General features: G+C 62.5%; 26 protein-coding genes. 12 read left to right on the top strand and 14 right to left on the bottom strand.

Going from position 1 to position 24,917, the window contains the following annotated elements; genetic code table 11:
- Positions 1-106 precede the first annotated feature (106 nt).
- Positions 107-805, top strand: a complete 699-nt coding sequence (locus QNI87_RS15255; RefSeq protein ID WP_300598113.1) for a lysozyme — start codon at positions 107-109, stop codon at positions 803-805.
- A gap of 34 nt (positions 806-839) precedes the next feature.
- Here the strand turns inward: QNI87_RS15255 and QNI87_RS15250 are convergent, their stop codons facing one another.
- Positions 840-1,685 carry an arginyltransferase gene (locus QNI87_RS15250; RefSeq protein WP_300598111.1) on the bottom strand — a complete coding sequence of 282 codons (846 nt, stop codon included), beginning with the start codon at positions 1,683-1,685 and terminating at the stop codon, positions 840-842.
- 239 nt (positions 1,686-1,924) lie between these two features.
- Entirely contained in the window at positions 1,925-3,178 is a 1,254-nt protein-coding gene (locus tag QNI87_RS15245; RefSeq protein WP_300598109.1) for a threonine ammonia-lyase, read from the bottom strand.
- Positions 3,179-3,265: 87 nt separating this feature from the next.
- On the opposite strand from QNI87_RS15245, the gene QNI87_RS15240 reads away from it, so the two are divergent.
- The 3 genes from QNI87_RS15240 (at position 3,266) to QNI87_RS15230 (ending at position 6,402) form a co-directional block, all read left to right on the top strand.
- Positions 3,266-4,165, top strand: a complete 900-nt coding sequence (locus QNI87_RS15240; protein WP_300598107.1) for an NAD(P)-dependent oxidoreductase — start codon at positions 3,266-3,268, stop codon at positions 4,163-4,165.
- Between the two features lie 13 nt (positions 4,166-4,178).
- Positions 4,179-5,828 (top strand): amidohydrolase family protein, encoded by a 1,650-nt coding sequence (locus QNI87_RS15235; protein ID WP_300598105.1) that lies wholly within the window; start codon positions 4,179-4,181, stop codon positions 5,826-5,828.
- A gap of 355 nt (positions 5,829-6,183) precedes the next feature.
- Positions 6,184-6,402 (top strand): hypothetical protein, encoded by a 219-nt coding sequence (locus QNI87_RS15230; protein WP_300598103.1) that lies wholly within the window; start codon positions 6,184-6,186, stop codon positions 6,400-6,402.
- Positions 6,403-6,569: 167 nt separating this feature from the next.
- Here the strand turns inward: QNI87_RS15230 and tatC are convergent, their stop codons facing one another.
- The 9 genes from tatC to QNI87_RS15185 form a co-directional block, all read right to left on the bottom strand.
- Positions 6,570-7,409: a twin-arginine translocase subunit TatC gene (gene tatC, locus QNI87_RS15225; RefSeq protein WP_300598244.1), complete on the bottom strand. Its 840-nt coding sequence runs from the start codon at positions 7,407-7,409 to the stop codon at positions 6,570-6,572.
- A gap of 8 nt (positions 7,410-7,417) precedes the next feature.
- Positions 7,418-7,846 carry a Sec-independent protein translocase protein TatB gene (gene tatB, locus QNI87_RS15220; protein ID WP_300598101.1) on the bottom strand — a complete coding sequence of 143 codons (429 nt, stop codon included), beginning with the start codon at positions 7,844-7,846 and terminating at the stop codon, positions 7,418-7,420.
- Positions 7,847-7,909: 63 nt separating this feature from the next.
- Positions 7,910-8,161 (bottom strand): twin-arginine translocase TatA/TatE family subunit, encoded by a 252-nt coding sequence (gene tatA, locus QNI87_RS15215; RefSeq protein ID WP_300598099.1) that lies wholly within the window; start codon positions 8,159-8,161, stop codon positions 7,910-7,912.
- 75 nt (positions 8,162-8,236) lie between these two features.
- The gene (gene scpB, locus QNI87_RS15210; protein ID WP_300598097.1) at positions 8,237-8,932 is read right to left on the bottom strand and encodes an SMC-Scp complex subunit ScpB; all 696 of its coding nucleotides are present in this window, start codon (positions 8,930-8,932) and stop codon (positions 8,237-8,239) included.
- Complete coding sequence (locus QNI87_RS15205; RefSeq protein WP_300598095.1) at positions 8,929-9,828, bottom strand: ScpA family protein; 900 nt, start codon at positions 9,826-9,828, stop codon at positions 8,929-8,931. The genes scpB and QNI87_RS15205 overlap by 4 nt, the downstream gene beginning before the upstream one ends.
- Positions 9,825-10,847, bottom strand: a complete 1,023-nt coding sequence (nagZ, locus tag QNI87_RS15200; RefSeq protein WP_300598093.1) for a beta-N-acetylhexosaminidase — start codon at positions 10,845-10,847, stop codon at positions 9,825-9,827. Before nagZ ends, QNI87_RS15205 begins: the two co-directional genes overlap by 4 nt.
- 131 nt (positions 10,848-10,978) lie before the next feature.
- On the bottom strand, positions 10,979-11,725 hold the full coding sequence (locus QNI87_RS15195; protein ID WP_300598091.1) for an SPOR domain-containing protein: 747 nt from the start codon (positions 11,723-11,725) through the stop codon (positions 10,979-10,981).
- Positions 11,726-11,775: 50 nt separating this feature from the next.
- Positions 11,776-13,524: an arginine--tRNA ligase gene (gene argS / locus QNI87_RS15190; protein ID WP_300598089.1), complete on the bottom strand. Its 1,749-nt coding sequence runs from the start codon at positions 13,522-13,524 to the stop codon at positions 11,776-11,778.
- Positions 13,525-13,670: 146 nt separating this feature from the next.
- Positions 13,671-14,318, bottom strand: coding sequence for a hypothetical protein (locus QNI87_RS15185; RefSeq protein WP_300598087.1), 648 nt, complete (start codon positions 14,316-14,318; stop codon positions 13,671-13,673).
- A gap of 90 nt (positions 14,319-14,408) precedes the next feature.
- Between QNI87_RS15185 and ispH the strand changes: the two genes are divergently transcribed.
- The 3 genes from ispH to rnhA are packed head-to-tail and all read left to right on the top strand — an operon-like array spanning position 14,409 to position 16,868.
- Complete coding sequence (ispH, locus tag QNI87_RS15180; protein WP_300598085.1) at positions 14,409-15,404, top strand: 4-hydroxy-3-methylbut-2-enyl diphosphate reductase; 996 nt, start codon at positions 14,409-14,411, stop codon at positions 15,402-15,404.
- Between the two features lie 23 nt (positions 15,405-15,427).
- Positions 15,428-16,396 carry a homoserine kinase gene (locus tag QNI87_RS15175; protein ID WP_300598083.1) on the top strand — a complete coding sequence of 323 codons (969 nt, stop codon included), beginning with the start codon at positions 15,428-15,430 and terminating at the stop codon, positions 16,394-16,396.
- A gap of 28 nt (positions 16,397-16,424) precedes the next feature.
- A complete protein-coding gene (rnhA, locus tag QNI87_RS15170; RefSeq protein ID WP_300598242.1) occupies positions 16,425-16,868 on the top strand; it encodes a ribonuclease HI in 444 nt (147 codons plus the stop codon).
- 80 nt (positions 16,869-16,948) lie between these two features.
- Here rnhA and QNI87_RS15165 read toward each other — a convergent pair whose 3' ends face one another.
- The 3 genes from QNI87_RS15165 to QNI87_RS15155 form a co-directional block, all read right to left on the bottom strand.
- Positions 16,949-17,125, bottom strand: a complete 177-nt coding sequence (locus QNI87_RS15165; RefSeq protein ID WP_300598081.1) for a YegP family protein — start codon at positions 17,123-17,125, stop codon at positions 16,949-16,951.
- Between the two features lie 63 nt (positions 17,126-17,188).
- Positions 17,189-18,316: an FAD-dependent oxidoreductase gene (locus tag QNI87_RS15160; protein ID WP_300598079.1), complete on the bottom strand. Its 1,128-nt coding sequence runs from the start codon at positions 18,314-18,316 to the stop codon at positions 17,189-17,191.
- The gene (locus tag QNI87_RS15155; RefSeq protein ID WP_300598077.1) at positions 18,313-19,224 is read right to left on the bottom strand and encodes an alpha/beta hydrolase; all 912 of its coding nucleotides are present in this window, start codon (positions 19,222-19,224) and stop codon (positions 18,313-18,315) included. The genes QNI87_RS15160 and QNI87_RS15155 overlap by 4 nt, the downstream gene beginning before the upstream one ends.
- Positions 19,225-19,421: 197 nt before the next feature.
- Here QNI87_RS15155 and QNI87_RS15150 point away from each other — a divergent pair, with 197 nt between their 5' ends.
- The 5 genes from QNI87_RS15150 (at position 19,422) to QNI87_RS15130 (ending at position 24,891) form a co-directional block, all read left to right on the top strand.
- Positions 19,422-19,907, top strand: a complete 486-nt coding sequence (locus QNI87_RS15150) for a prepilin peptidase (RefSeq protein ID WP_300598075.1) — start codon at positions 19,422-19,424, stop codon at positions 19,905-19,907.
- Positions 19,908-19,995: 88 nt separating this feature from the next.
- Entirely contained in the window at positions 19,996-21,147 is a 1,152-nt protein-coding gene (gene cpaB / locus QNI87_RS15145; RefSeq protein ID WP_300598073.1) for a Flp pilus assembly protein CpaB, read from the top strand.
- A gap of 110 nt (positions 21,148-21,257) precedes the next feature.
- Positions 21,258-22,901: a type II and III secretion system protein family protein gene (locus tag QNI87_RS15140; RefSeq protein ID WP_300598071.1), complete on the top strand. Its 1,644-nt coding sequence runs from the start codon at positions 21,258-21,260 to the stop codon at positions 22,899-22,901.
- Between the two features lie 29 nt (positions 22,902-22,930).
- Complete coding sequence (locus QNI87_RS15135; RefSeq protein ID WP_300598069.1) at positions 22,931-23,608, top strand: CpaD family pilus assembly protein; 678 nt, start codon at positions 22,931-22,933, stop codon at positions 23,606-23,608.
- Positions 23,605-24,891 carry a pilus assembly protein CpaE gene (locus QNI87_RS15130; RefSeq protein ID WP_300598067.1) on the top strand — a complete coding sequence of 429 codons (1,287 nt, stop codon included), beginning with the start codon at positions 23,605-23,607 and terminating at the stop codon, positions 24,889-24,891. The genes QNI87_RS15135 and QNI87_RS15130 overlap by 4 nt, the downstream gene beginning before the upstream one ends.
- The last annotated feature ends 26 nt before the right edge of the window (positions 24,892-24,917 follow it).

The following is a 24,917-nucleotide window of genomic DNA, read 5'->3' as shown; positions in this document are numbered from 1 at the left end:
CCCTGCCTCTTGTGCGCGCGCTCGCCAGCGCATCAAACCGTTTTCCTACCCGGCCCTTTTGTGCCTAATCAGCCGGCCTCTTCCACCCTGACAGGAGGCTTTGCCGATGCCCGTTTCCAAGCGTAAAAGACTGTTCGACACTATCCGCGCGATGCTCAAACGCGGCTTTCGCCAATCCGAGGTCGATGCGATCGACGCGGCGATTGACCGCGTGCTGGCGGACAGGGCCGGCCAAGCGCGGGATTTTTCGACCCAGGACAGTGTTCCAAGTGTATCAGGCGTTCCGTACATACGACGAACCGTTGAACGATACGCTGCCGCGCGGCGCGTGAGTCCGGATGGGATCGCGCTGATCAAGCGCTTCGAAGGCTGCGCGCGGCTGCGCACCGACGGGCTGCTTGAGGCCTATCCCGATCCGGGCACCGGCGGTGATCCGTGGACGATTGGCTGGGGCGCGACTGGCGCTGGCCTTGACCGCGGGAGCCGGATCGGCCCCGGCACAGTGTGGACGCAAGGCCAGTGCGACGCGCGTCTCGACCGCGATCTCAAGCTCCACGCAGGCGACGTCGCACGTGCGATTGGCGATTCGCCAACAACGCAGGCCCAATTCGATGCGCTCGTCAGCTTTCACTACAACACCGGCGCGATCGCGCGCGCCACGCTGACAAAGAAGCACAAGGCTCAGGATTACGAGGGCGCGGCGCGCGAATTCCGACGCTGGAACAAGGCCGGGGGACGCGTCCTCAAGGGGCTGGTGCGCCGCCGCTCGGAAGAAGAACGGCTATACCGCGAAGGTCTTGGGTAGCAGCTGGGAGTGGGGTCTGCGCGCTTATCGCGCGTCAGCTCGCGCGAAATCGGACCGCTTGTCCATCCTTGCTGCCTGCGGTTGCCGCCTCGCGGTCTTCCCTGGCGCGCGGGGCGGTGGCGGCGGCGATAAGCTTTGCCTGCTGCTCCTCATCCATTCGGCGCCAGCCTTCGCGCGTCAGGGTTTCAAGCGGTCGATAACGTACCTTGTACGCCATCCGCGGGCTGCCATCGACCCAGTAGCCAAGGTAGACAAAGGGCAAGCGATCACGCGCGGCTCGCTTGATGTGGTCGAGGATGATGAAATTGCCCAGACCCTGACGCTCGGTGTGCTCGGGATCGTAGAACGAGTAAATCATCGACAGGCCGTCGCCCTGGCGGTCCGTCAGGCACGCGCCGACCAGTCGTCCGGGCGAGCCGTCATTCGTGGGTTCGCGGTATTCGACCAGATGGCTGGTGACAGGCGTGTGTTCGACCATATCGGCGTAATCGAGCTCGTCCATCGCCGACATGCCCCCATCGGGGTGGCGCACGCCGAGATACTTGGTGAGCAGCTCGAACTGCTCATCGGTCGCCCAGGGGCGGCATTCGGTGACAACAAGGTCCGAGTTGCGCTTGATATCGCGTTTCTGGGTCGAGGAGGGTTTGAACTCGTCGGCCACCACACGCACGGAAACGCACGCCTGGCAATCGAGACAGCTTGGCCGGTAAGCGACGGTCTGGCTGCGGCGGAAACCGATGCGGCCCAGCGCCTCGTTCAACTGATCCGCGTGCGCGCCCTTGAGCTCGGTGAACACCTTGCGCTCCTGACGGCCCGGCAGATACGGGCAGGGCGCGGGGCTTGTCACGAAGAAGCGAGGAAAGCGGATCGGAGCCGTCACTGGTGATCGGTGTCCTTACACGTTGGGAGAATCGGCGATGTCTTTATTAAGACTTTGTTATGCCCACTCCGGTTCCCCGGTAAAAGACCCTTAACCATGAAACGGGACAATTAAAGACCGACTATGCACACATTCGGCCGCGATCCCGGACCAAATCGGACCAGGTTCCGAGCCTGCGTGCGCGCCCTGCCCTGTTTCGAAACAGCCGCGCGGCCGAGGGTAAAGAGCCCGACGCCGACTCAGTTGAGTTCGACGACATCGACCTTGTAATGGGCCGAGCGCAGCGCGCTAACCAAACGCTCAACCTGCGCCGCATCGCGCGCTTCGCATTCGATGTCGGTGATCAGGCCCTTGGCCGGCAAGGTCGTGAAGATGCGCTGGTGATAGATCTCGATGATGTTGACGTTGTGCTCGTCAAACAGACGCATCACCTTGAACAGCGCGCCCGGTCGGTCCTGCAAGGTGACGCGCAATCGCGCCAGGCGCCCCTGCCGCGCCAGATCGCGCAGCAGCACGTTGGCCAGCAGCCGGGTGTCGATATTGCCGCCGCACAGCACGAGCCCGACGCTCTTGCCGGCAAAACGCTCAGGGTTGGCGAGCACCGCTGCAAGACCGGCCGCGCCCGCGCCCTCGACCACGGTCTTCTCGATCTGAAGCAGCAGCGCGACCGCCTTTTCAAGGCTCGGCTCATCCACCAGCACGATGTCATCGACCTTTTCGGCGATGACCTGCGAGGTAAAGGCGCCGGGCCGTTTCACGGCGATACCCTCGGCCAGCGTGTCGCCGCCGCAGGCCGGGTCTCCGCCCTTGATCGCGGCGTACATGCTTGGGAATAGCTCTGCCTGCACGCCCACCATTTCGATCCTCGCCTCAAGCGCGCGCGCGACGGTGGCCATGCCGGAGATCAGCCCGCCTCCACCGATCGGCGTGACGAGGCAGTCAAAATCCGGCTTCGCCTCCAGCATTTCGAGCGCCACCGTGCCTTGACCCGCCGCAATATGCGGATCGTCGAACGGATGCACGAAAGTCAGGCCGCGCTCCTGCTCAAGCTCGCGCGCAAAGCCAGCCGCGTCATCGAATGTCTCGCCGAACAGCTCCACATTCCCGCCAACACTCTCGGTTTGCATCACCTTTACCGTGGGCGTCGTGCGCGGCATCACGATCGTGACCGGCACACCCAGCCGCGTTCCGTGATAGGACAGGCCCTGGCTGTGATTGCCGGCCGAGGCCGCGATCACGCCGCGCCGCCTTTGGTCCTCGGTCAGGTGCAACAGAGCGTTAAGCGCGCCGCGCTCCTTGTACGCGGCGGTGAACTGAAGATTCTCGAATTTCAGCCAGATATCCGCGCCGGTAATTTCGGACAGAGTGATCGAATGCATCAGCGGCGTCTTCACCACCGCGCCCTCGATCCGAGCGGCGGCGGCCCGAACATCTTCGATGGTGAGATCGGCCGGGGTGGCACCAGAGGTGTGAAGAGCGAGCGGGTTGGTCATGACGCGCGCCGGACTAGGCCTTTGCATCGGCAAGGGCAATTCGATTTCGTTGGCAATTGGCAGATAACCCGTTAGGCACCCGCGCGCATGACCACCTCGACCAACATCGCCTTTCTCGGGCTGGGCGTTATGGGCGGACCGATGGCGGCCCATCTGGCTCGCGCGGGCCATCATGTCTTCGTTTACAATCGGACAACGCAGCGCGCCCAAACCTGGCTCGAAGAGCGCGGCGAGGAACGGGTTCGGTGCGCGCTTGCAGACACCCCAGATCGCGCCGCAGAGCAGGCAGACGTCGTTATCTCCTGCGTCGGCAACGATCAGGACATTGCCAGCGTTATCAGAGGCGACAGCGGCGCTCTCTCGGCGATGCGCGAGGGGGCCTTGCTGATCGACCACACAACCACCTCAGCCGACATGGCGCGCCAACTGGGCAAGGCGTGCGCTGGCAGGGGCGTCGAGTTCATCGACGCGCCGGTCAGCGGCGGACAGGCTGGGGCGGAAAATGGCCAGCTAGCGATCATGTGTGGCGGCAGCGCGGGGGCCATGACCCGCGCCCAGCCCATCATGCAGCCCTACGCCAAGGCCATCGTCCATGTCGGTCCGACCGGCGCTGGCCAGACCGCAAAAATGGCAAACCAGATGTGCATTGCCGGGGTCCTCGGCGGGCTCTCCGAAGCGATCCGGCTGGCGCAAGGCGCGGGGCTTGATCTCGACAAGACCTACGAAGCCATTTCAGGCGGCGCGGCGCAAAGCTGGCAGATGGACAACCGCTGGGCGACCATGACGCAGGATGAGTTTGACTTCGGCTTTGCCATTGACTGGATGCGCAAGGATCTGGGCTACGCGCTGGACGAGGCAAGGCGGCTGGGGCTCTCTGCACCGATTACAGCTCTGGTCGATCAGTTCTACGCTGACGTGCAGGCCGTCGGCGGCGCACGGTCCGATACGAGCGCGCTCGTCACTCGGCTGCCCAAGTCGAATTCCTGAGGCGAACCACGCGATGAAAGGCACCTTCCGCGCCGTCTTTGCCGCCTCAATCGCGCTCTTTGCGACGCCCGCCCTTGCCGACACGCTTGTTGACAACGTTGAAGGCATCACGATCGACGAGAACGGGGAGATCAAGCGCTTCACAGGCCTCGTGTTCGATGATGAAGGCATCATCACCCACACCCTCAAGCGCGATGATGCCCGGCCCCAAACCGATTTCGCGATCGACGGCGCGGGACGCGTGATGCTGCCCGGCATGATCGATGCGCATGTCCATGTCATGGATCTGGGCTTTGGCCAGCTGACGCTCGATCTTTCAGGCACGACTTCGCTCGAAGAAGCGCTCGGCAAGATCAGGCAATTTGCCGAGGACAACCCTGCGCGCCCCTGGATCCTTGGTCGCGGCTGGAACCAGGAGAAGTGGGGTCTCGGTCGTTTCCCGACGGCCGCCGAGCTCGACCGCGTCGTGGCCGACCGCCCCGTCTGGCTCGAACGCGCCGACAATCACGCCAACTGGGCAAACAGCCGCGCCATGGAGATCGCCGGCGTTACTGCCGGGACGCCCGATGTCACGGGCGGCCAGGTGATCCGCGATGAGAACGGCGCGCCAAGCGGTGTGTTCGTCGACCGGGCCAAAAGCCTGGTCAGCGCGGCTGTCCCCAATGCGCGACCGGGAGACCGCGACGCAGCCTTCGCCGCCGCGCAGGAAAAGCTGCTGGAGTACGGCGTTACGGCGGTTGCGGACATGCGCACGACCATGGCCGATTGGCAGACCTTCCGCCGCGCAGGCGACGCTGGACAACTGAAAATCCGGATCATGTCCTACGCGGTCGACGCCGAGACGATGGAACTGATCGGCGGTCCGGGCCCCACAAGGTGGCTGTATGATGACAAGCTGCGACTCAATGGGATCAAGCTGTTTGTCGATGGTTCATTGGGCTCGCGCGGGGCGCTGTTGCTAAAGCCTTACAAGGACAAGATGGAATCGCGCGGGGTGCCGCTTCTCGGTTCCACCGAGCTGCGTAACCTCATGAGCCGCGCCGCGCTCGACAATTTCCAGACTGCCATTCACGCGATTGGCGATGCCGCCAACCGTGACGTGTTGCAGGCCATCGATGAACTCTCGCAGGTTTACAAAGGTGATCGGCGCTGGCGGGTGGAACACGCCCAGATCGTTCATCCGGAGGATTTGTCGCGCTTTGGTCGGCATGGGACGATCGCTTCGATGCAACCGCTCCACCAGACCTCTGACATGCAAATGGCCGAGGCGCGGTTGGGACAAGATCGGCTAGTCGGCGCCTACGCCTGGCGCAGCGTCCTGAAAGCAGGCGCAAAGCTCGCCTTCGGCTCGGACACGCCGGTCGAGCCCGCCGATCCCTTCGCTGGCATCGCGGTGGCAATCAGTCGGACCGATGAGAATGGGAACCCGTTCGGAGGATGGCGAGCTGAGGAGACTGTCAATCGCGAGCAGGCCCTCAGGGCGTTTACGGCCGACGCCGCTTACGCTGGTTTCGCCGACGGTCGATTTGGACGGCTGGTGCCGGGAGAGCGCGCGGATTTCCTGTTGGTCGACCGGGATCCATTTCTGTCTTCGCCGCAGGAAATCCGGCGAACACAAATTGAGGAAGTCTGGATCGGCGGGCGCAATGTGCGTGGCCGATGAATTGGCTCAGTGCTTCGTCAAAGACGCGGAGGGGCAAAGAAACGGCCTGGTTTCTTCCGGGAATTCACTATTTGGTTGGGATTGAATCCTATATCGCACGCCAAAGCCGTTGCCGTCCGCTTTGAACAGACCGAGGTGTTAACGCCTTTTGCGATATGCCCAAGGCCCGACATGGCGCTCTGACCATTTGGTAGGCGGTGCATTTTTGTCACAAAGCCCTAGAAGACTGAATACGCTCTGTTCTTTTGCCCAATGATCGGACGAATTGATACACGAAGTGGGTTGTAATCGCGCGACAGCTGGCCTATTCAGCTAGCAACTCTTAAGAAGACAAAGAGCTCACAGGAGACAACAGATGAAGTTCCGCAACATTGCCATGGCCACCGCTGCGCTGTCGCTTGCTACGGCTCCGGCGATCGCTCAGGCCACTTTCGAGCGCGCGAGCGCCCCCATTGAAGGCGAAAGCGAGCTTCAGGGATCGGGCGTAATTCTCGGTGTCCTCGCGGCGGCCGCGATCATCGCCGGCATCGTCATCGCAGTCGATGACGGAGACGACGACTCAGTCAGCGGTTAAGTCTTAAACCGTCAAACACGTTTTGAAAAAGCCCCGCTTCGACGGGGCTTTTTTGTGCCGGAGACCCGGAAAGGAGCAGGGCACGATACTTGCGACATGGGTGAATTCCCAACCCACCTCTGAAACGCTTTGTGGTGAGTACCGTCACCCATCGCACGCAAGGATGATCAGCGCTGAGGCTCCTCAACCTCGCTTGCGCTCGCACCCGACGCTTTCTCGCTTGCGCTGCCCTCGTTTCCATTCGCGTGCGCGCGGACTTTCTTTTCCTGAAAACGCATCAGCAGCAAGGATCCCTCAAACAGCAGCAATAGCGGCACCGCGAGGATGACCTGGCTGCCTGGATCGGGCGGGGTGACAATCGCAGCCAGCGCGACAACGCCAACGATCACATAACGCCGCGCGCCCACCAATTGCTCGCGCGTCACGATCCCGGCGCGGTGCAGCAGCATAAGAAGCACCGGGAGCAGGAATGTGACCCCAAAGGCGAGGATAAACTGCATCACCAGATTGAGGTAGTCCCCCGCCGAGGGCAGCGCCTTGATATCCAGCCCCCCGGTCGATCCACCATAGCCGAGGAAAAACAGGAAAGCGGTCGGCATCACCACGTAATACGCCAGAGCCGCTCCGGCCGAGAACAGCACGGGCGTGGCAAAAAGAAAGGGCAGGAACGCCTTCTTCTCGTTGGCGTAGAGGCCCGGCGCGACAAACGCCCACAGCTGGTTGGCGATGATCGGAAAGCTCATCATGAACCCGGCAAACAACGCTACTTTGAGCTCGACGAAAAACACCTCGGGCAGTTTCGTGAATATCAACTGCCCCTCACCCTCAGGAAACGCGTCGCGCAGCGGCTGGACCAGGAAACCGAGGATCGGATCGGCGAAATAAAGGCACACGGCAAACGCGATCACCAAAGCAGCAACCGACCGAACCAGCCTCGTCCTCAGCTCGACAAGGTGATCCAGCAGCGGAGCCTTGCTCTCATCGATGTCCTTTATCTCGAACGCCATGGCCGTGGTCACGCTTTCTCGGGCGCATCAGCGGCGGGGGGCTGCCCCGGCGGCTCGATTGATGGCCCGGTCGACGGCTCTTTCTTCGACGCGGGAGCGGATGGCGCGTCCAAAGGAGCGGCATCCGCCGATTCTTGCGAGACCGGTTGGCCCGTCATCGTATCGGAACCCGCGCCTTCACCCGCCGCGCTTTCGGCGGTTGACGGGTGTTGGCGCATGATCTCCTCGTTTCGCGCCTTCCACTTCTTTTCCATGTCCTCTAGCTCGGCCTCGCGAACCATGGCGTCGATCCCGGTGCGGAAATGCGCGGAAACCTTGCGCACCTGACCGATCCAGCGTCCCGCAGTCCGCATGGCCGCGGGCATATCCTTGGGGCCGATAACCAGCACCGCAACGATGACGATCACCAGCAGTTCAAGAGCGCCGATATCGAACATGGGTCGCGCTCAGCGGCGCCGCTCCTTACGTCAATTGTGGTCCCTTTCGGGAGCGCGTGAAACTCAGGACTTGGCGGTATCGCCCGCCTCGCTCGGCGTGGTTTCGGCTCCACCAACCTCCTTTGCAGGCGCTTCAATCTGCGCCTTGCTGGCGCTGGCGTTGGAAGAGGTGTCGTCGACATCCTCGTTCATGCCTTTCTTGAAGCTGGAGATACCCTTGCCGAAGTCGCCCATCATTTCCGAGATGCGACCGCGCCCGAACAGGACGAGGACGACCACCGCGATGATTGCAATTTGCCAGACGCTAAGACCCATGGGGACACACTTTCCTTGGTTTGTTCGACCACAATATAGGGCGCAAAGCGCTCATGCGCCAGTCAGACGGGTCAATCAATCGAGGCCGCGCGGGAATTCGTCTTCGATCTCGACCTCACAGTCCCCTTCATCTTCGGGCTCGTCTTCGGGCTTGGCGGCGGCTGACATGGCGTCCTCCAGCGCCTCATCGACCGGGTCGAGCAGGCCAGCGGCGCGCAATTCATCGATGCCGGGAAGGTCGCGGCGTGAGGCGAGGCCGAAATGGTCGAGAAACTCCGCTGTGGTTGCGTAGATCACTGGGCGGCCGGGCACCTCGCGGCGACCGGCGAGCTTGATCCACCCCGCCTCCAGCAGCACGTCGAGCGTCCCCTTGGCTGTCTGCACGCCGCGAATCGATTCGATCTCCGCCCGGCTGACCGGCTCGTGATAAGCGATGATCGCCAGCACTTCGGTCGCTGCGCGGCTCAGACGCCTGACCTGCTCGCGCTCGCGCCGCAGCAGATGAGCAAGCTCGGGCGCGGTCTCGAAATGCCATCGCTTTGCGCGTTCGACGAGCCGCACGCCCCTGTCGGCGTAATGCTCGGACAAAGCGCGCAAGCCCTCCCGCACACTGGCGTTCGCAAGCCCGCCCAGATGCGCCGCGAGTTGATCGACGCTCATCGGTTTCTCGGCCGCAAAAAGGGTTGCTTCCAGCGCGCGCTCTACCTCGTCGGGCGCGCGATCAGGTGCGACATCGTGTTGGGCCACCGCATCGTCGGTCAACTCGCTCATGAGCGGGCCTTCGGCTGAGCGCTACCCTTGAGGCGGCGGATGCGCAGCGGTTCAAACGCTCCATCCTGAGCGATTTCCGCGCGACCGAGACGCGCCAGTTCAAGCGCGGCCACAAAGCTTGACGCAAGCGCTGATCGGCGCAGGTCGGAATTCGCATGCGGGGGCAGGAAGTCACGAATGTCTATCCAGTCCACGCTCACCCCCAGCATGGCGGAGACGCGATCGAGCGCGCTGTCGAGCGTCATTACCGGGCGGTCGGCCACGTGATAGATCCGCGGCGCGGTACGAGCCTTCACCTGGCCATAGGCCTGGACCAGGGAATAAGTGTCCGACTTCCACTGCGTATTGCGGTCGATCCGCAAACCTTCGGGCGCGCCGCGCAGAAAGATATCGCGCCCGATCCGGTCGCGCGCCATCAAACGCGCCGCCGCCTCACGCATCGCCCCCAGTCGCTGCAAACGCAGTTGCAGGCGCAGAGCGAGTTCTTCCGGACTTGGGTCTTCCTGTTCTTCCTTCGGCAGCAGGAGCGAGGATTTCAGGAAGGCAAGCCAGGCGGCCATCACGAGGTAGTCCGCCGCCACCTCCAGCTTTAGGTCCGCTGCGCGCTCGATATAGTCCAGATACTGATCCACCAGCGCGAGAATTGAAATCTGCCGCAGATCGACCTTTTGCCGCCGAGCGAGATCAAGCAGCAGGTCAAGTGGTCCCTCCCAGCCGTCCAGTTCCAGATAGAGCTTGTCCCCAGGACTGCGCGGCGGCTGGGAGTTACCCCACCCTTGCGCGGTCGGTTCGGTGTGCGCCTCGTTGTCATCGGCAAGCATGAATGCGTCCGCCCGGTCGGACTGTTCAGCATCGCCGAGCTGCACGGCCTGAAGCTCCTTTTCACGCTCGCTCACGCGGCTTCTCCGGCAAGCGCAAGCAGTGCGTCGCGCTTGGCGAGCAGTTCGCTATGCGCCGGAGGGATGGTTGCCGCAATCCGAGTGTCTGCAAGCGCCGCGTCTAGCCGCGCGGCCACCGCATCCGACATTGCCGGCGCCACCTCGCAGATACCTTGCATGTCGTCCATTTTCGCCCAGCAATTGAGAACAATGTCGCAGCCAGCCGCGAAAGCGCGTGCAGAGCGCTCAGGGATCGTATCCGTCAGCGCTTCCATATCGATGTCGTCGGTCAGCAGGAGGCCTTCAAAACCAATTGCGCCCCGAATGATGTCGCGAATGATGGTGGGCGAGAGTGTTGCCGGGTTCTCGGGGTCCCACACCGGGAAGATCAGGTGGCCCGTCATCCCGATCTTGGCTGACCTAAGCGCACGGAAAGGGGCGATATCGCGCTCCAGCTCCTGCGCGCTTTCGCGCACCGTTGGCACTTCCTTGTGGGTATCAACCATGCTTCGGCCATGGCCAGGCATATGCTTGATACAGCCAGAAACCCCTCCGCGCGCAAGCCCATCAAGCATGGCGCGCCCAATGGCGGCGATCTGCATCGGGTCCGAGCCAAGCGCGCGGTCGCCAATTACATCGTGAGCCCCCGGTTGGCGCAGATCGAGTGGCGGGTGATACGTCACCGTTATTCCCATCGCCGCGAGTTCCAGCGCCATTGCTTCGGCGTTGGCGCGCGCGGCCTCGATCGCGCTGGCGGGCGCGCGAGTGTAAAGTCTGTCGAACGCTTCGCCCGCTGGATAAGGGGACCAATGCGGCGGGCGCAGGCGCGCGACCCGTCCGCCTTCCTGATCGATCGAGACAAGCAGGCGCTCGCGCCCATGGATCGACCGCAGATCGTCGGTGAGCGCGCGCAATTGTTCGGGGTTTTCGCAATTGCGCTTGAACAGGACGTATCCAGCGGGATCCGCCTCGCGGAAGAAGGCTCGCTCGTCAGCAGTCAGGGTGGGGCCGGAAAATCCAAAGATTGCGGGCGTCATTGATCAAGCGTTGCATCCGCTTGGCATGGAGGCAAGCGCGGTAACCACCACCTCGACGAAAATGGGGGAAACAGCGGCAAAACTCGGCCAGAATGGGCCGAAACGGCCCCGGTTGTGCGCCAATCAGCGCGTTAGCCTTTGACCTGGCAATCCAGACCCTGGCTCTTGAGAGTGCGACAAAGCGCGTTGGCCTCTGCCCGCGTTGGCGTGACGGCTTGCAGCCGGAACACGCGGCCACGGTCCGCCTGCCCTTCGAGGATACGGCTTTTCAGCCCAACCAGCGCCTGCGACTGACGCTGAAGCACCCGCCAGCCTTGTTCCGCGCGTTCACGAGAGCTGTACGCGCCAACCTGCACCCCAACGCCCGCGCTGGCCCCTGCGGTGGCTGGCCCCGATTCACTCGCGGACGTCGAGGGGGCAGAGGGTTCGGTCGCATTGCTGGTTTGTGACGCGGCTTCGGTGGGCGCATCTACTGTTTGGCCAGCATTGGCCAGTTCGGCCATTCTTGCATCCGGAGCTTCGCCCTGACCCACGCCCGGAGCGACGTCGCCTGTCCCGGCGAACCGCTTGCCACCCGCGTTTTCCGGGCGTTCCTTTATCGGGCCATCGGGGGCTTCGATCAGGCTGCCGTCGGCTAGCTGCTCCGGTCCGCTGTTGTAGTTGGACACCGCGGTGACGAGGCCAAGAACGGCCATCAGGACAATGACAAGCAGCGCGACAAAACCCACGATCTGGATAGTATCCACACCGCCAGCGTCGTCCCGCTCACTGTCGGATTCGAGCCATGGCAAGCCCTCTTCGGCGGCGAAGTCAAGCTGCTCGCCGCTGTCTTCAATCTCGTTGTATTCCGCCTCGATCATCATCGACAGGTACTGCACCTTGCATCAGCGAGTTCGTGCGACGCCATTATTGCCACGACGAACCAAGCTCACATCGATTCGACAGCTTCGACGCCTAACACGCCTAACCCATTACGAAGCACTTGCCCGATTGCGTCCGCTAAGAAAAGCCTTGCTCCGGATAAACCCCAATCGTGTTCCACGATGAAGCGTTTTTGGGTGTCCTTGTTGCCCGCAGTATAAAAGGCATGGAGATCAGAAGCCAGATCATAGAGGTAAAACGCGATCCGATGAGGCTCGCGCGCCCTCGCCGCCGCTTCGACCTCGCGCGGGAATTGCGCGGCGCGGCGCACCAGACCAAGCTCGTCTTCTCCCAAGCGGTCCAGATCGTCAGCGCTCGGAGTGATCGCGTGCTCATCCGCCGCCTTGCGAAGCGATCGACTGATGCGGGCGTGGGCGTATTGGACGTAATAGACCGGGTTGTCCTTGGAGGCTTCTACCACTTTCGCAAAGTCGAACTCCATCTGCGCCTCGGGCTTGCGGGTCAGCATGGTAAAGCGCACCACGTCCTTGCCCACTTCCTCTACCATGTCGGCGATGGTGATGAAGTTGCCCGAGCGCTTTGACATCTTCACCGGCTCTCCCGCGCGCATCAACTGGACCATCTGGACAAGCTTCACGTCAAAGGGAACCTCGCGCCCTGCACCCTCGGTAAGGGCCGATACCGCTGCACGGATACGCTTGACCGTTCCGGCGTGATCGGCGCCCCAGATATCGATCAGCGCGTCCGCTTTTGATGCTTTTTCAAAGTGATAAGCGAGGTCCGCGCCGAAATAGGTCCACTGTCCGTTCGACTTCTTGATCGGACGGTCCTGATCATCGCCATACTTGCTCGACCGGAACAGCGGCAACTCGACCGGTTCCCAGTCTTCGGGCGGTGCCTTGCCTTTGGGCGCTTCGAGCACGCCGTCATAGACAAGGTCGTGGGCGCGCAGCCAGGCCTCGGCCTCGGCGGGCTTGCCCGCTTCGTGCAGCGCAGCCTCGGACGCAAAAACGTCATGGTGGATGTTGAGCAGCGCGAGGTCCGCCTTGATCAGATCCATCATCTTTGCGACCGCCTGCTTGCGAAACAGCGGGAGCCATTCCGCTTCCTGTGTGCCCGCGTATTGGTCCCCGAATTCATGGGCCAGAGCTTGGCCCACCGGCACCAGATAGTCGCCGGGATAAAGCCCCTCTGGGATCGGCCCGATCTCCTCGCCCAGCGCCTCGCGATATCTCAGATGCGCGGAGCGCGCGAGCGTGTCGACCTGCCCGCCAGCGTCGTTGATGTAGTATTCGCGGATCACCTCATGGCCAGCAAATTCAAGCAGGCTGGCGAGCGCGTCGCCGACCACCGCGCCCCGGCAATGGCCCATATGCATTGGCCCCGTGGGGTTAGCCGAAACGTATTCCACGTTAACTTTTGTACCCTCGCCCATGCCGCTGCGCCCATAGCTCGCACCAAGTTCATCGATGGTCTTGAGCTCGTCGATCCAAGCGGTGGATGAGAGCCGAATATTGATGAAACCTGGCCCGGCGGCCTCGGCGCTTGTGATAAGCGGGTGCAATTCCAGCTTGGGCGTGATCTTCTCCGCCAGAGCGCGCGGGTTGGTCTTCGCGGGTTTGGCGAGCACCATCGCCGCGTTGGTCGACAGGTCGCCGTGCGAGGGGTCGCGCGGCGGCTCCACCGTAACACGCTCGAAGGTGGTGCTCTCCGGCAGATCACCGGATGCAACGAGTTCGCTCAGCGCGTCCTCCACAACGGCGGCGAAGGTCTTGTAAAGAGTGGTGTCAGTCATCAGAAATCTCGTGTGTTCGCGCCTTTAAGCGCGCCGGATCGTTCGTTCGCCATGAGAACGCACGCCTGACCGGGCGATATCAAGAGCCCTTTCGTGTGCGGAAACGGAGGGCCAGCGGAAACCTCCTTTATGGACGGGCTAAGCCACTAACGCGTGACGTTGTACCGCAACTGGTCTTCGGTAAGCTGAAAACCGATCAGCATTTCATAGCGAGTGCGCGCGATTGCTGCCTTCACCTGATTGTCGGCCAAAGGATCCAGCGCGGCCTCGGGATCGCCGGGTCGTCGCCGACGCGTGATGCGTTCGCGCACCTCCTCTGGTAGGGTGGCTGAGGCGCGGTCGACGAAGCTTGCGGCCTTTCCGCCCGCCTGCGCGCGTGCCTCACCATCGGCGAAATTGAGCGTGACCTGGCCCACACGTTTGGACTGAACGGCCGTACCGCCGCGCAAGACGGTCACGAAGTAGGGCAGCGTGACCGTGCGCGCGCCGCTCGTGTCGCGACGCTGGGCAAACACATCAAAAGTCGCCTCAGAGTAGACGTTTTCGCCGCTGTCCGTGCAGGTGGAGCGCAGATTTGTGATCGTGGCGGTTACATCGATCGCCGTGGCAACCGGCGCGGCGCCCCGAAAGATCGTCACATCGCCGGTGTAGTTTGGAACACCCACGGAAGGGCACGTCGTCAGCACGGCACTAATGCCGACGCCCTGGCCAACCACAAGATCGCCTTCGCGCGCGCATCCGGAAAGCGCGGCCACAACAGCAATCGCTGGGATCACCCGCGTGCGAAACTTCATCGAAACATCGTCCTTTACCCATCCCTGGCGACCAAAGCCGCAACACGCTCGCCCTAGCGGGAGCTTTCACAAAGCGCTAGAGGCAGTGGCATGAACGCACCGTTTCCTGACTCGACTCTGCCCGAGGGCGCAGCGACCTCCGCAATCGACGCCAAGCCGCTCAAACTGTTGATCGCGGCCCCGCGTGGCTTTTGCGCCGGGGTCGATCGCGCGATTGAGATCGTCGAAAAATCGCTCGAGCGCTACGGAGCGCCGGTCTATGTGCGCCACGAAATCGTGCACAACAAGTATGTGGTTGAAGGTCTGAAGGCCAAAGGCGCGATCTTCGTCAAGGAGCTCGACGAGGTTCCCACCGACATGCCGGTGGTTTTCAGCGCGCATGGCGTGCCCAAATCGGTCCCAGCCGAAGCCGAACGGCGCAACATGGTCTACGTCGATGCGACTTGCCCGCTCGTCTCCAAGGTTCACCGCCAGGCCGAGCGACTGATCGAAAAGGACATGCATATCATCTTCATCGGCCACGAAGGCCACCCGGAGGTAATCGGCACGATGGGTCAGGTGCGCCCAGGTCAGATGACCCTGGTCGAGAACATCGAAGACGTGGACAAGCTTCCCTTCGACAGCGACGAACCGCTCGCCTATCTCACGCAGACGACTCTGAGCGTCGATGACACGCGCGAAGTGATTGAGGCGCTCGAATGGCGGTATCCCAACATTGTCGGGCCAAAGGCCGAGGACATTTGCTACGCGACTTCCAACCGGCAGGCGGCGGTGAAAGAACTCGCTGCTGATTGCGATCTGGTGATCGTTGTCGGCGCGCCCAATTCCTCCAATTCACTCCGCCTTGTCGAGGTGGCCGAGCGGCTTGGAACCCCAGGCAAGCTCATCCAGCGCGCGTCCGAAATCGACCCCGCGTGGCTAGACGGCGTCAACACCGTCGGGCTTACAGCCGGTGCGAGCGCGCCTGAAGTGCTGGTGCGTGAAGTGGTCGATGGCCTCGCCGCGCTTCGCCCTGTGGAAGAGCAAACGATCACCACAACCGAGGAAAAGATGGTGTTCAAACTTCCGCGCCAACTCACCGAATAAGCCCGCGCAAGGCTGGGTTCGTCTTGGCGGTTTACACGCATCTGGGTGCCGAAGAGCTCGCGGCGCTTATCGCGCGCTACGATGTCGGCGCGCTCGTCTCGGCCAAGGGAATCGCTGAGGGTATCTCCAACTCCAACTGGCTCATCGAGACAACCGGGACGGACGGAGCGGGGGGGCGATTCATCCTGACCATGTATGAGCGGCGGATCGAGCTGTCGGATCTGCCCTACTTCCTTGGGCTGCTGGATCACCTGTCCGCCAAAGGCTGTCCAGTGCCGCGTACAATCCACGATCGCGAAGGCTCCGCGTTCCGCATGGAGCACGGGAAAGCGGTCGCCCTGATCGAGTTTCTGCCCGGTGTGTCGCCCACACGGCCCACAGCGGATCAGGCCCGCAGCGTCGGAGAGGTTCTTGGGCGCCTTCACCTAGCGGGCGCAGATTTTCCGCTTTCGCGCGCGAACACGATGGGATTTGCAGATAATCTTGCAGTCTTGGAGAAGTGCGGCGAGGCAGGGCTTAGGTCAATCGACCCCAACCTTCCGGCGATCCTGGGACCCGCACGCGAAGCGGCGGCGCTCGATGTGAGCGCTCTCCCATCCGCGCAAATCCACGCCGACCTTTTCCCGGACAACACGCTGATGCTCGGCGATCGGGTAACGGGTCTGATCGACTTCTACTTCGCCTGCACTGGCCCGATGGCGCTTGATCTTGCGGTCACGCACGCCGCGTGGTGTTTTGGCCCGGATGGTCAGTATCGAAGCGATCTTGGGACGGCTTTGATCGAAGGCTATGAAAGCGCGCGGGCGCTTACACCGCAGGAGCACGAAGCGTTGCCGGCCATCGCGCAGGGCGCCTGCCTGCGCTTTGTCGCAAGTCGCGCGGAAGACTGGCTCGACACACCTGATGACGCGCTGGTGACGCGTAAGGATCCCCTCGAATTTGTCGCAAGGTGGGACTTTTATCGCAAATCCGGAGCGCGTGTGTTTGCTTAATGCTAAGTAAAGAGTGATGAGACGCGCGATGAAGAAGGTCGATATCTTTACGGACGGGGCTTGCAAGGGCAATCCGGGGCCAGGCGGCTGGGCCGCTCTGCTGCGCATGGGGGCGCATGAAAAGGAGCTTTCGGGGGGCGAGGCGGAGACAACCAATAACCGCATGGAGATGACGGCGGTGATCCGCGGGCTCTCCGCGTTGATTGAGCCGTGCGAGGTCCAGCTGTATTCGGACAGCAAATACGTCCTCGACGGCATCACCAAATGGGTAGAGGGTTGGCAGAAACGCGGCTGGGTGACAGCGAGCAAGAAGCCGGTGCGCAACGCCGATCTTTGGCACGAGCTGATCGAGGTCGCCGGGCGTCACGAGGTAAACTGGCACTGGGTCAAGGGCCACAACGGACATCCCGAGAACGAGCGTGTCGACAAGCGTGCCAGCGACGAGGCGGATCGGATCGCGGCGGAAGCCTGATCCCCCCACACTCGACCAAAGCAAAACGGGCGCGCCCCTGATCAGAGCACGCCCGATTCAATCGTAGGTCAGGAACCTGCTTAGCTGTTGTCTTCGACCGGCGCTTCGGGACCGTTTTTCTTGATCGAATCAATCGCATTCTGCGCGCTCGACTTCGACGCGTACCCTTGCGTCGAGAACATCACTTCCGAGTTGTAGCTGAAACGCACACGAAACTCGCCCGCTTTGTCTTTATAGATTTCAAACTTGTGAGCCATGGGTTCTCCCTTTTCGATTGATCAAAACCAACGCGTGCACCGTAACGAATTGTCAGCGCTTGGCTAGCCGACTTTCGCGGGGACTTTTTCGTAATAGCGCGCCGGGCTGTAGGCCTCCGCGTCAATGGCTACGGTCATCGCATCGGGTCCGTGGTCAAGCAGGAGTTGAGCGGCAATGCGCGCCGCAGCGGGAGCGGTCTGGATACCGTAGCCGCCCTGGCCTGCAAACCAGTTGAAGCCTGCGACCTCAGGGTCGGGGCCGTAGACGGGCAGACGGTCCGGCGAGAAACTGCGCAAGCCCGCCCAGCGATGTTCCACCGCTTCGATTCGCCAATCCGCTACCTGCCGAAAGCGATCAATCGCCAGCGCCACGTCAATTTCTTCGGGAGCCGCGTCGCACGCCGCGCTGGGAACCTCGTCATGGGGGCTGAGCCACAGACGCCCGCTCTCCGACTTGAAATAGAAGCAGCCGTTGATGTCGATGACCAGAGGGAGGTTGTCAGGAGCGTCGGGAGCGACGCGCAATTGCACCACCGTGCGGCGCAACGGCTTGATACCAAGAGGCCTCGCTCCGGCCATCGCGGCAACATGATCGGCCCAGGCCCCGGCGGCGTTCACCAGTCCGGCGGCGCGATGGGTCGCACCGTCTTCACAAGTAATCCGCCATTCGCCCTCACACCGCTTCAGCGAGGCGACACGGGAGCGGCACACCAGATCTGCCCCGCCCGCTCTCATCGTCTTGAGATAGCGCTGGTGCAGCGCGGCGACATCGATGTTGGCGCAGGCAGGCTCCCAGATCGCGTCGCACCAATCCTCGCGCGCGAACGGCACACGAGCCTCCAGTCCCTCGCGCCCCAGCCGCTCAATCGTGACGCCGGTGCCCGCAAAGGAGCGCATAAACTCGTCCATTGCGCGTTTGTCTTGAGCGCGCCCGATATAAAGGGCACCGCTCTCTCGCAGGAAGCCGTTTTCGCGAAGGAAGGCGCCGGAAGATAGGGTTAGCGGAACAACGCCCGGCCCACCGTAGCATTCGTCCCAGAACGCCGCCGAGCGACCTGTCGCGTGATAGCCCGGCATCTCTTCCGCCTCCAGCACCAGCACCCGCGCGTAAGGCGCCAGTTCGGCGGCCAGGCTTGCACCGGCGATCCCGGCGCCGATTACGGCGAAATCGTAGCGGGGTGCGGCCGTCATGAGGCGGGCGCGACCCGATCGAGAAAATCGGCGATCGCGTCCATGGCGCGCTCGCGCACCGCGTCCACTTCGCGCAGAATTTCGTGATGCGCTTCTGCACCGAACTCGACCAACTCGGCGTTGGGCAGGCGCTGCGACGCGCGCACGTTCGCCGAATGGCTCACCAGCTTGTCGTTCTGGGTCGAGAGGATCAGGATCGGTGTCTGCACTCCCTCCATCGCGCCAGGGGCCTCCAGCCGCCGCATCGATTCGTAGCCGCGCTCCACCCAGCGCCAGCTTGCCGGTCCCATGACGAGTTCGGGCCGCGCATCGCGCCACCATTGCTCATCGTTATAACGATCGGGATCATGCGTCAGCAGCGTCTCGCGCCCAGCCGGAATCTCGCCGGGCTTCTCGCTCCATTTCCACGCCGGGCGTCTCGAATCGCCGACAAGATTCATCATCCGCGCGACTCCATGCAGCATTGGCAGCGGCAGGGGCGGTGTCTGAAAGCCGAGCATGGGCGCCGACAACACGAGCGCATCGGGCGCAAGGCGTTCTTCGATCAAAGCGCGCAAGGCAAGGTGCCCGCCCATCGAATGCGCGATAAGAACGCGCGGTCCCGGCGCCTCCGCCGCCCATCCGCGCCACAAATGCGCCAGATCTTCGATCCAGATCGCGAAATCCTCAATGTGGCCGGTAACCGCGTCCTTGCCCAACCGACCGCTGCCAGCTTGCCCGCGCCAGTCTGAAGCCGTCACCCGCCAACCTGCGCGATGCCACTCTTCCAGGCTCTCAAGATATTTTTCGTAGTGATCACCGCGACCGGGGAAGAACAGGATCGATCCGCGCACCCTACCCTCAGCAATTGAAGCGCGCCCCGGCCAGTCGATCCGGCGCACCTCATGCCCATCTTCCAGCGCCCACACGCCTTCGCGCGCCGCCTTGGGTATTGAGCGCCGATCAATCGGCGGGGATGTCAGCGCTTGCGCCGTATCGTTGCTAATGTGGTCCCTCCAGCCTTGGTTACTTTTTAGTAAGCCATCCCCTGTAGCCCCACCACCACAAGACACGAGGACGGGCGTGTGTCGCGCCGGAACGCGTAGGGCTTTGGGGGCTGACGACGATGGAAATTCTCAAATACGGATTGCTGCTTGCCTTGGCAATCGCGCTCGTCGTCGCTGCGGTCAGTGACCTGCGAGAACGCAAGATCGCCAATTGGCTGAACATCGCCATCGCCGCAGGCGCGCCGTTGTTCTGGTTCGCCTCGGGCATGGCCTTCTGGCCGGACATGGTGATCCAACTGGGCCTCGCCTTCGTTGTCTTCTGGGCGTTTGCCGCCTTGTTCGCCCTTGGCCTGCTTGGCGGGGGCGATGTGAAACTGCTCGGCGCGCTGGCCCTGTGGCTGACCCCACTCGCCTTTCTCGATCTCCTGCTTGTCATGGCGTTCGTGGGCGGCGCCATCGCGGTGGCCTTTATCGTGCGCCGTGTCGTCTTCAAGCCCAAGACACAAGGGACCTTGCCCTACGGCGTTGCGATCACCGCTGGCGCCCTCTGGGTGCTGGGCTGGACACACCTTCCCTCTGCAAACCTCACAAACGCTTTGGGATGAACCCGATTTTAACCAGTTCGACCATACACGTCGAAACCATACCCGCCCGCCATTCACTTTGGGCCGAACACGAGGGGGCTGAATAGCCATGGATAGGAAAAAACTGGTTCTGCTGCTTGGAGCGCTGATCGTAGCGGTCGGGACCGCCTTTGCGGCGCGCAGCATGTTCTTGGGAGGTACGACGCCATCAGCGGAAGCCGCCCCGGCACAGCCCACAGGTCCCAAGGTCCTTGTGGCTAACCGCGCCCTTCCTGCGGGCACAATCATCCAGGCCGACGCTCTGGACTTCCAGCAGTGGCCGGAAGAGCTGGTGCAGGACGCCTATTACATCGAAGGCAACGCTCAGCTCGACTCGCTGCTTGGCACAGTGGTCCGTTTTCCGATCACGGCGGGTGAGCCGGTAACCATGGGCTCGCTGGTCAGCCCTGGCGACCGTGGCTTCCTCGCCGCGGCTCTCGGGCCGGGAATGCGCGCCGTAACCGTGCCCGTGTCGGCGCGCACCGGCGTTGCGGGTTTCGTGTTCCCTGGCGACCGGGTAGACCTTGTTCTGACGCAGACTGTCGAAGGCGATGGCCGTCCGCTGCGCACCGCCGAAACCGTGTTGCGCAACCTGCGTGTCCTCGCGACCGACCAGCAGACCGAAAAGGTGCAGGATCCCGAAAGCGGCAAGACCGTGGTTCGCGCGTTCCGCACGGTCACGATCGAAGTGACACCCAAGCTCGCTGAAAAGGTCTCGGTCGCGCAGACGATCGGCACGTTGAGCCTCGTCCTGCGCTCGATCGCGGACAACCAGGCTGAACTTGAGCGCGCTATCGCATCGGGCGAAATCGACATCCCCGAAGACGCGACGCCGGAAGAAGAAGAGCGCATACTCCGCACCGCGATGGGTATGCCCGTCGACAAGGGCACGACCTTCCAGACAGGCGGCGATGTCTCGCGCTTCCAGCGCAAGACGCTTCCCGAGGAAGAAGCCGCCGCGCGTCGTCGCCGCGAAGAGGCCGCGCGGGCTGCGCAACTGGCGCAGGAACGCGCTCTGGCCGCCGCTCGGGCCGCTGGCCGCAACCTGTCGGGTAACCAATCCGGACCTGTAGTTCGCGTGATCCGCGGCACCCAGGCCACCGAAGTGCCAGCCGGCAACGTTCGCGGCGCCGCCAATGGCCTGCTCAACTCGCAATCGCGGGGCCTTCGTGAGGCCGGTGAAACGGTCCCGGCCGCCACCACCGCTACGCTCATCAAGTGATCGATCGAACGAGAGGGGCTTTGAGTCTCATGGCACCGAATTTCAACGGCCTGATGGACGGCCAAAGCGCTGCGAAAGCAGCAAATGGGGAACCCACCAAGGGGCGGATTATGAAACGCAAATCAAAGCTTAGCATGCTGCTTGCCGGTCTGGCTCTTGCGCCGCTGGGCGCGACGGCGACCTCCACCGCGACCGCTCAGCAGGTCGTCAGCCCATCGCAGGACATCGTGCTTTCGATCGGACGCGGAGAGCTGATCAGCGTACCGGGTCAAATGACCGATGTGTTCGTCTCGAACGACGCGGTCGCCGATGTCCAGATCAAGTCGCAGCGTCAGCTCTATGTCTTCGCACGCGCCGGTGGTCAGGCGACGATCTACGCCAGCAACTCCGCCGGTGACATCATCTGGTCGGCCAATGTTCGCGTCGGCAACAACATCGACAGCATCGATCAGATGCTGGCGCTCGCCATGCCGCGCGCTCAGGTCAATGTCGCGACGATGGGCTCCAACACGGTCCTCCTGACCGGAACGGTGGCTGCGCCTGAGGACGCCGCCGAGGCCGAGCGCCTTATTCAGGCTTTCCTTGGCGACGAAGCAAACGTGATCTCGCGTCTCCGGACCGCGACGCCGCTGCAGGTCAATCTGCAGGTCAAGTTTGCCGAAGTCAGCCGCAGTCTTGTCCGCAGTTTGGCGGGAAGTATCACGACATATGATGCGTCAACCGGTGGTTTCCGCGGAGGCGTCGGCACCGGACGCCAACTTGGCGCGGCCAACCAGACCTACGATTTCCAGAACGGCCCGCTTGGCGTTGGCGCTGGAATCCAAAACCCGGTTCTCGGCGCGCCCGTCACTGATCAATTTGGCAATGTCCTTGTCGACGGTGAGGGCAACCCCATCGACGTGACGGGTCCCGGCGTTGACTCCAGTCTGGCCGGCACAACTCTGAGCGGAATGGGCCGCCTGTTCGGACTTGATATTATCGGCGCGCTCGATCTTGCCGAGACTCTGGGTCTTGTTACAACGCTTTCACAGCCAAACTTGACCGCGCTTTCAGGCGAGACCGCGACGTTCCTTGCGGGCGGTGAATTCCCGATCCCGGTCAGCCAGGGTCTGGGCAACGTGGCAATCCAGTATCGCAACTTCGGTGTTAGCCTGGCCTACACGCCCACCGTGCTCGCGAATGGCCGCATCTCAATGCGCGTTCGTCCGGAGGTCTCGGAGCTTTCGACGCAGGGCGCGGTTGAGCTTAACGGATTTCAGGTCCCCTCACTCACCACCCGTCGCACCGAGACGACGGTCGAGCTAGGCTCTGGCCAAAGCTTCATGCTTGCAGGCCTGATGAGCAACAACTCGCAGAACGCGCTTGAGAAGGCGCCGGGTCTTGGGGACGTGCCGATACTGGGCAATCTGTTCCGCTCGCGCCAATTCAACCGCGGCGAGACGGAGTTGGTCATCATCGCAACCCCCTATCTCGTGAAGCCGGTCAACGAACGCGACATCAAGTTGCCGACCGATGGCTTCCACACCGCCAATGAATTCGAGCAGTTGCTCGGCTTCCAGGAGCATTCTGGTGTCTCGGGCGAGCAGCGCCCCGGCCCGACTGCGGCTGAGCCGTCCGCACCTTCGCCCGACATTAGCCAGTTCGATCCCGACGCCGCGATGCGCGCTGGTTCTTCGAAGAGCAACCGCGTCTCCAAGAAGTCGAAGAAGGACAAAGGCACCGCAGAAACACCCACCCCGGGCTTCAGCCTCTAACGCCCAGCCTCATTGAAAAGGTTATGACGATGCAAAACGCAAAGTACAGCAACTTCAAGTCGGCGGGTAAACTGGCCCCGAGGATGGCTTTAGCCATCGCGCTCGGCCTCGGCCTCGCGGGTTGCGGCGGTATGGCGACAAACAATACGCTCTACTCGACCAAGCAACCGGTGGTGGAACGCCAGAACTTCGCGCTTGACGTATCAACGATCTCTAACGGTCTTCCGGTCACTGAACAGGTTCGCCTGAACGGCTGGTTCGAAGCCATGAACGTTGGCTACGGTGATCGCATCTCGATCGAGGATCCCAGCGCGAACCCTGCGGTCACCAACGCGGTGAACGATCTGGCCGGACGCTACGGTCTGATCGTCAGCAAAACCGCGCCCACCACCACCGGAGCTCTTGGACAGGGACGGGCGCGCGTCGTCATCACCCGATCGAGCGCCGAGGTGCCTGGCTGTCCCGATTGGTCGGCCAAATCGGACATGAACTACACTAACGCGACGAGCCCCAATTACGGTTGCGCCAGCAACAGCAACCTGGCGGCGATGGTCGCAAACCCGGAAGATCTGCTCGAAGGGCAAAAGGGTGACGGCGAAAACGTCGTTGCGACCGCCACCAAGGCCATCACAACACTCCGTGAAACCCCGAACACCGGGGCCGCGGGTCTTGCCGATGCTGGACAAGCTGGAGGAAACGGACAATGAACGCGCCTTGGAAATCGGGTCTTCCCGGCAATCGTGATCCTTTTGCCGCCTTTATCTGCGATGATAGCGCTCTGGACGTTTTGCGTCCGGTCGTCATCGAAATGGGCTGGCAGCCGGAGAAGTGCAATAAGGGTGGCCTTCGCAACGCGATCCAGTCGCTCTCCGTCAGCGCCTCGCCCGCGATCCTCCTGGTCGACCTTTCGGAAAGCGGCGATCCGCTTAACGACATCAACGCTTTGGCTGAGGTCTGCGAGCCCGGCACAGTCGTGATCGCAATTGGCCAGGTTAACGATGTGCGCCTTTATCGTGATCTGCTGTCAAGCGGCATTCACGATTATCTGCTCAAGCCCCTGTCGGCGCAGCAGGTGCACGATTCGCTCAACCAGGCGCTGGCGGTCTTCACCGCGCCCAAGGCGGGCGATGACGGCTCGGTCAAGCGTCACATCTCGACCGCGATCGTCGGCACGCGTGGCGGCGTCGGTGCCTCCACGCTTGCGACTTCGCTGGCCTGGCTGTTTAGCGAAGATCACCACTCGCCGACCGCGCTGCTCGACCTTGACGTGCACTTTGGCACCGGCGCCCTCGCTCTTGATCTGGAGCCGGGCCGCGGACTGACCGACGCGATCGACAACCCCAGCCGCATTGACGGCCTGTTTATCGAACGCGCCATGATCCGCGCGAACGACAATTTGTCGATCCTCTCGGCCGAAGCGCCGATCAGCCAGCCGCTGATGACCGACGGTTCCGCGTTCGTGCAGCTGGAAGAAGAGTTCCGTCAAGCGTTCGAAATGACGCTGATCGACATGCCGCGTAACATGCTGATCAACTTCCCGCAGCTCCTGGCAGACGTGAACCTCGTCCTGCTTACCTGCGAACTGACGCTCGCTTCGGCGCGCGATACGATCCGCATCCTTTCGTGGCTGAAGGCCAACGCGCCGCACGCACACCCGATGATCGTTGCGAACAAGGTCCAGGCCAGCGTCGCCGAGATCAGCAAGGCCGATTTCGAAGCCTCGATTGAGCGCCGGATCGACTTTGCGATCCCCTATGACATCAAGGCAGCCTCGAATGCGGCCAAGCTGGGTCAGGTGTTCGTCGATGCCAATCGTTCGAGCAAGACGACGGCGGCCATCAAACAGATCGCCGAGCGCATTCTGGGCGCGAGCGAGGAAGATCTTGAGGAAGCGATGGCTGGCGAAGAGAAGAAATCGCTGCTCGGCGGCTTCGATCTGAAGGGTCTGCTCGCGAAGAAAGACAAGGAACCCGCGCAGGCTGCGGAGTAAGCGAGACGGGGACCCGCGCGCCTCTG

It is taken from the genome of Erythrobacter sp., from assembly GCF_030066995.1.
In the GTDB taxonomy this organism is placed as follows: Bacteria; Pseudomonadota; Alphaproteobacteria; order Sphingomonadales; family Sphingomonadaceae; genus Erythrobacter.
This window is presented reverse-complemented; position numbering and strand designations above follow the sequence as displayed.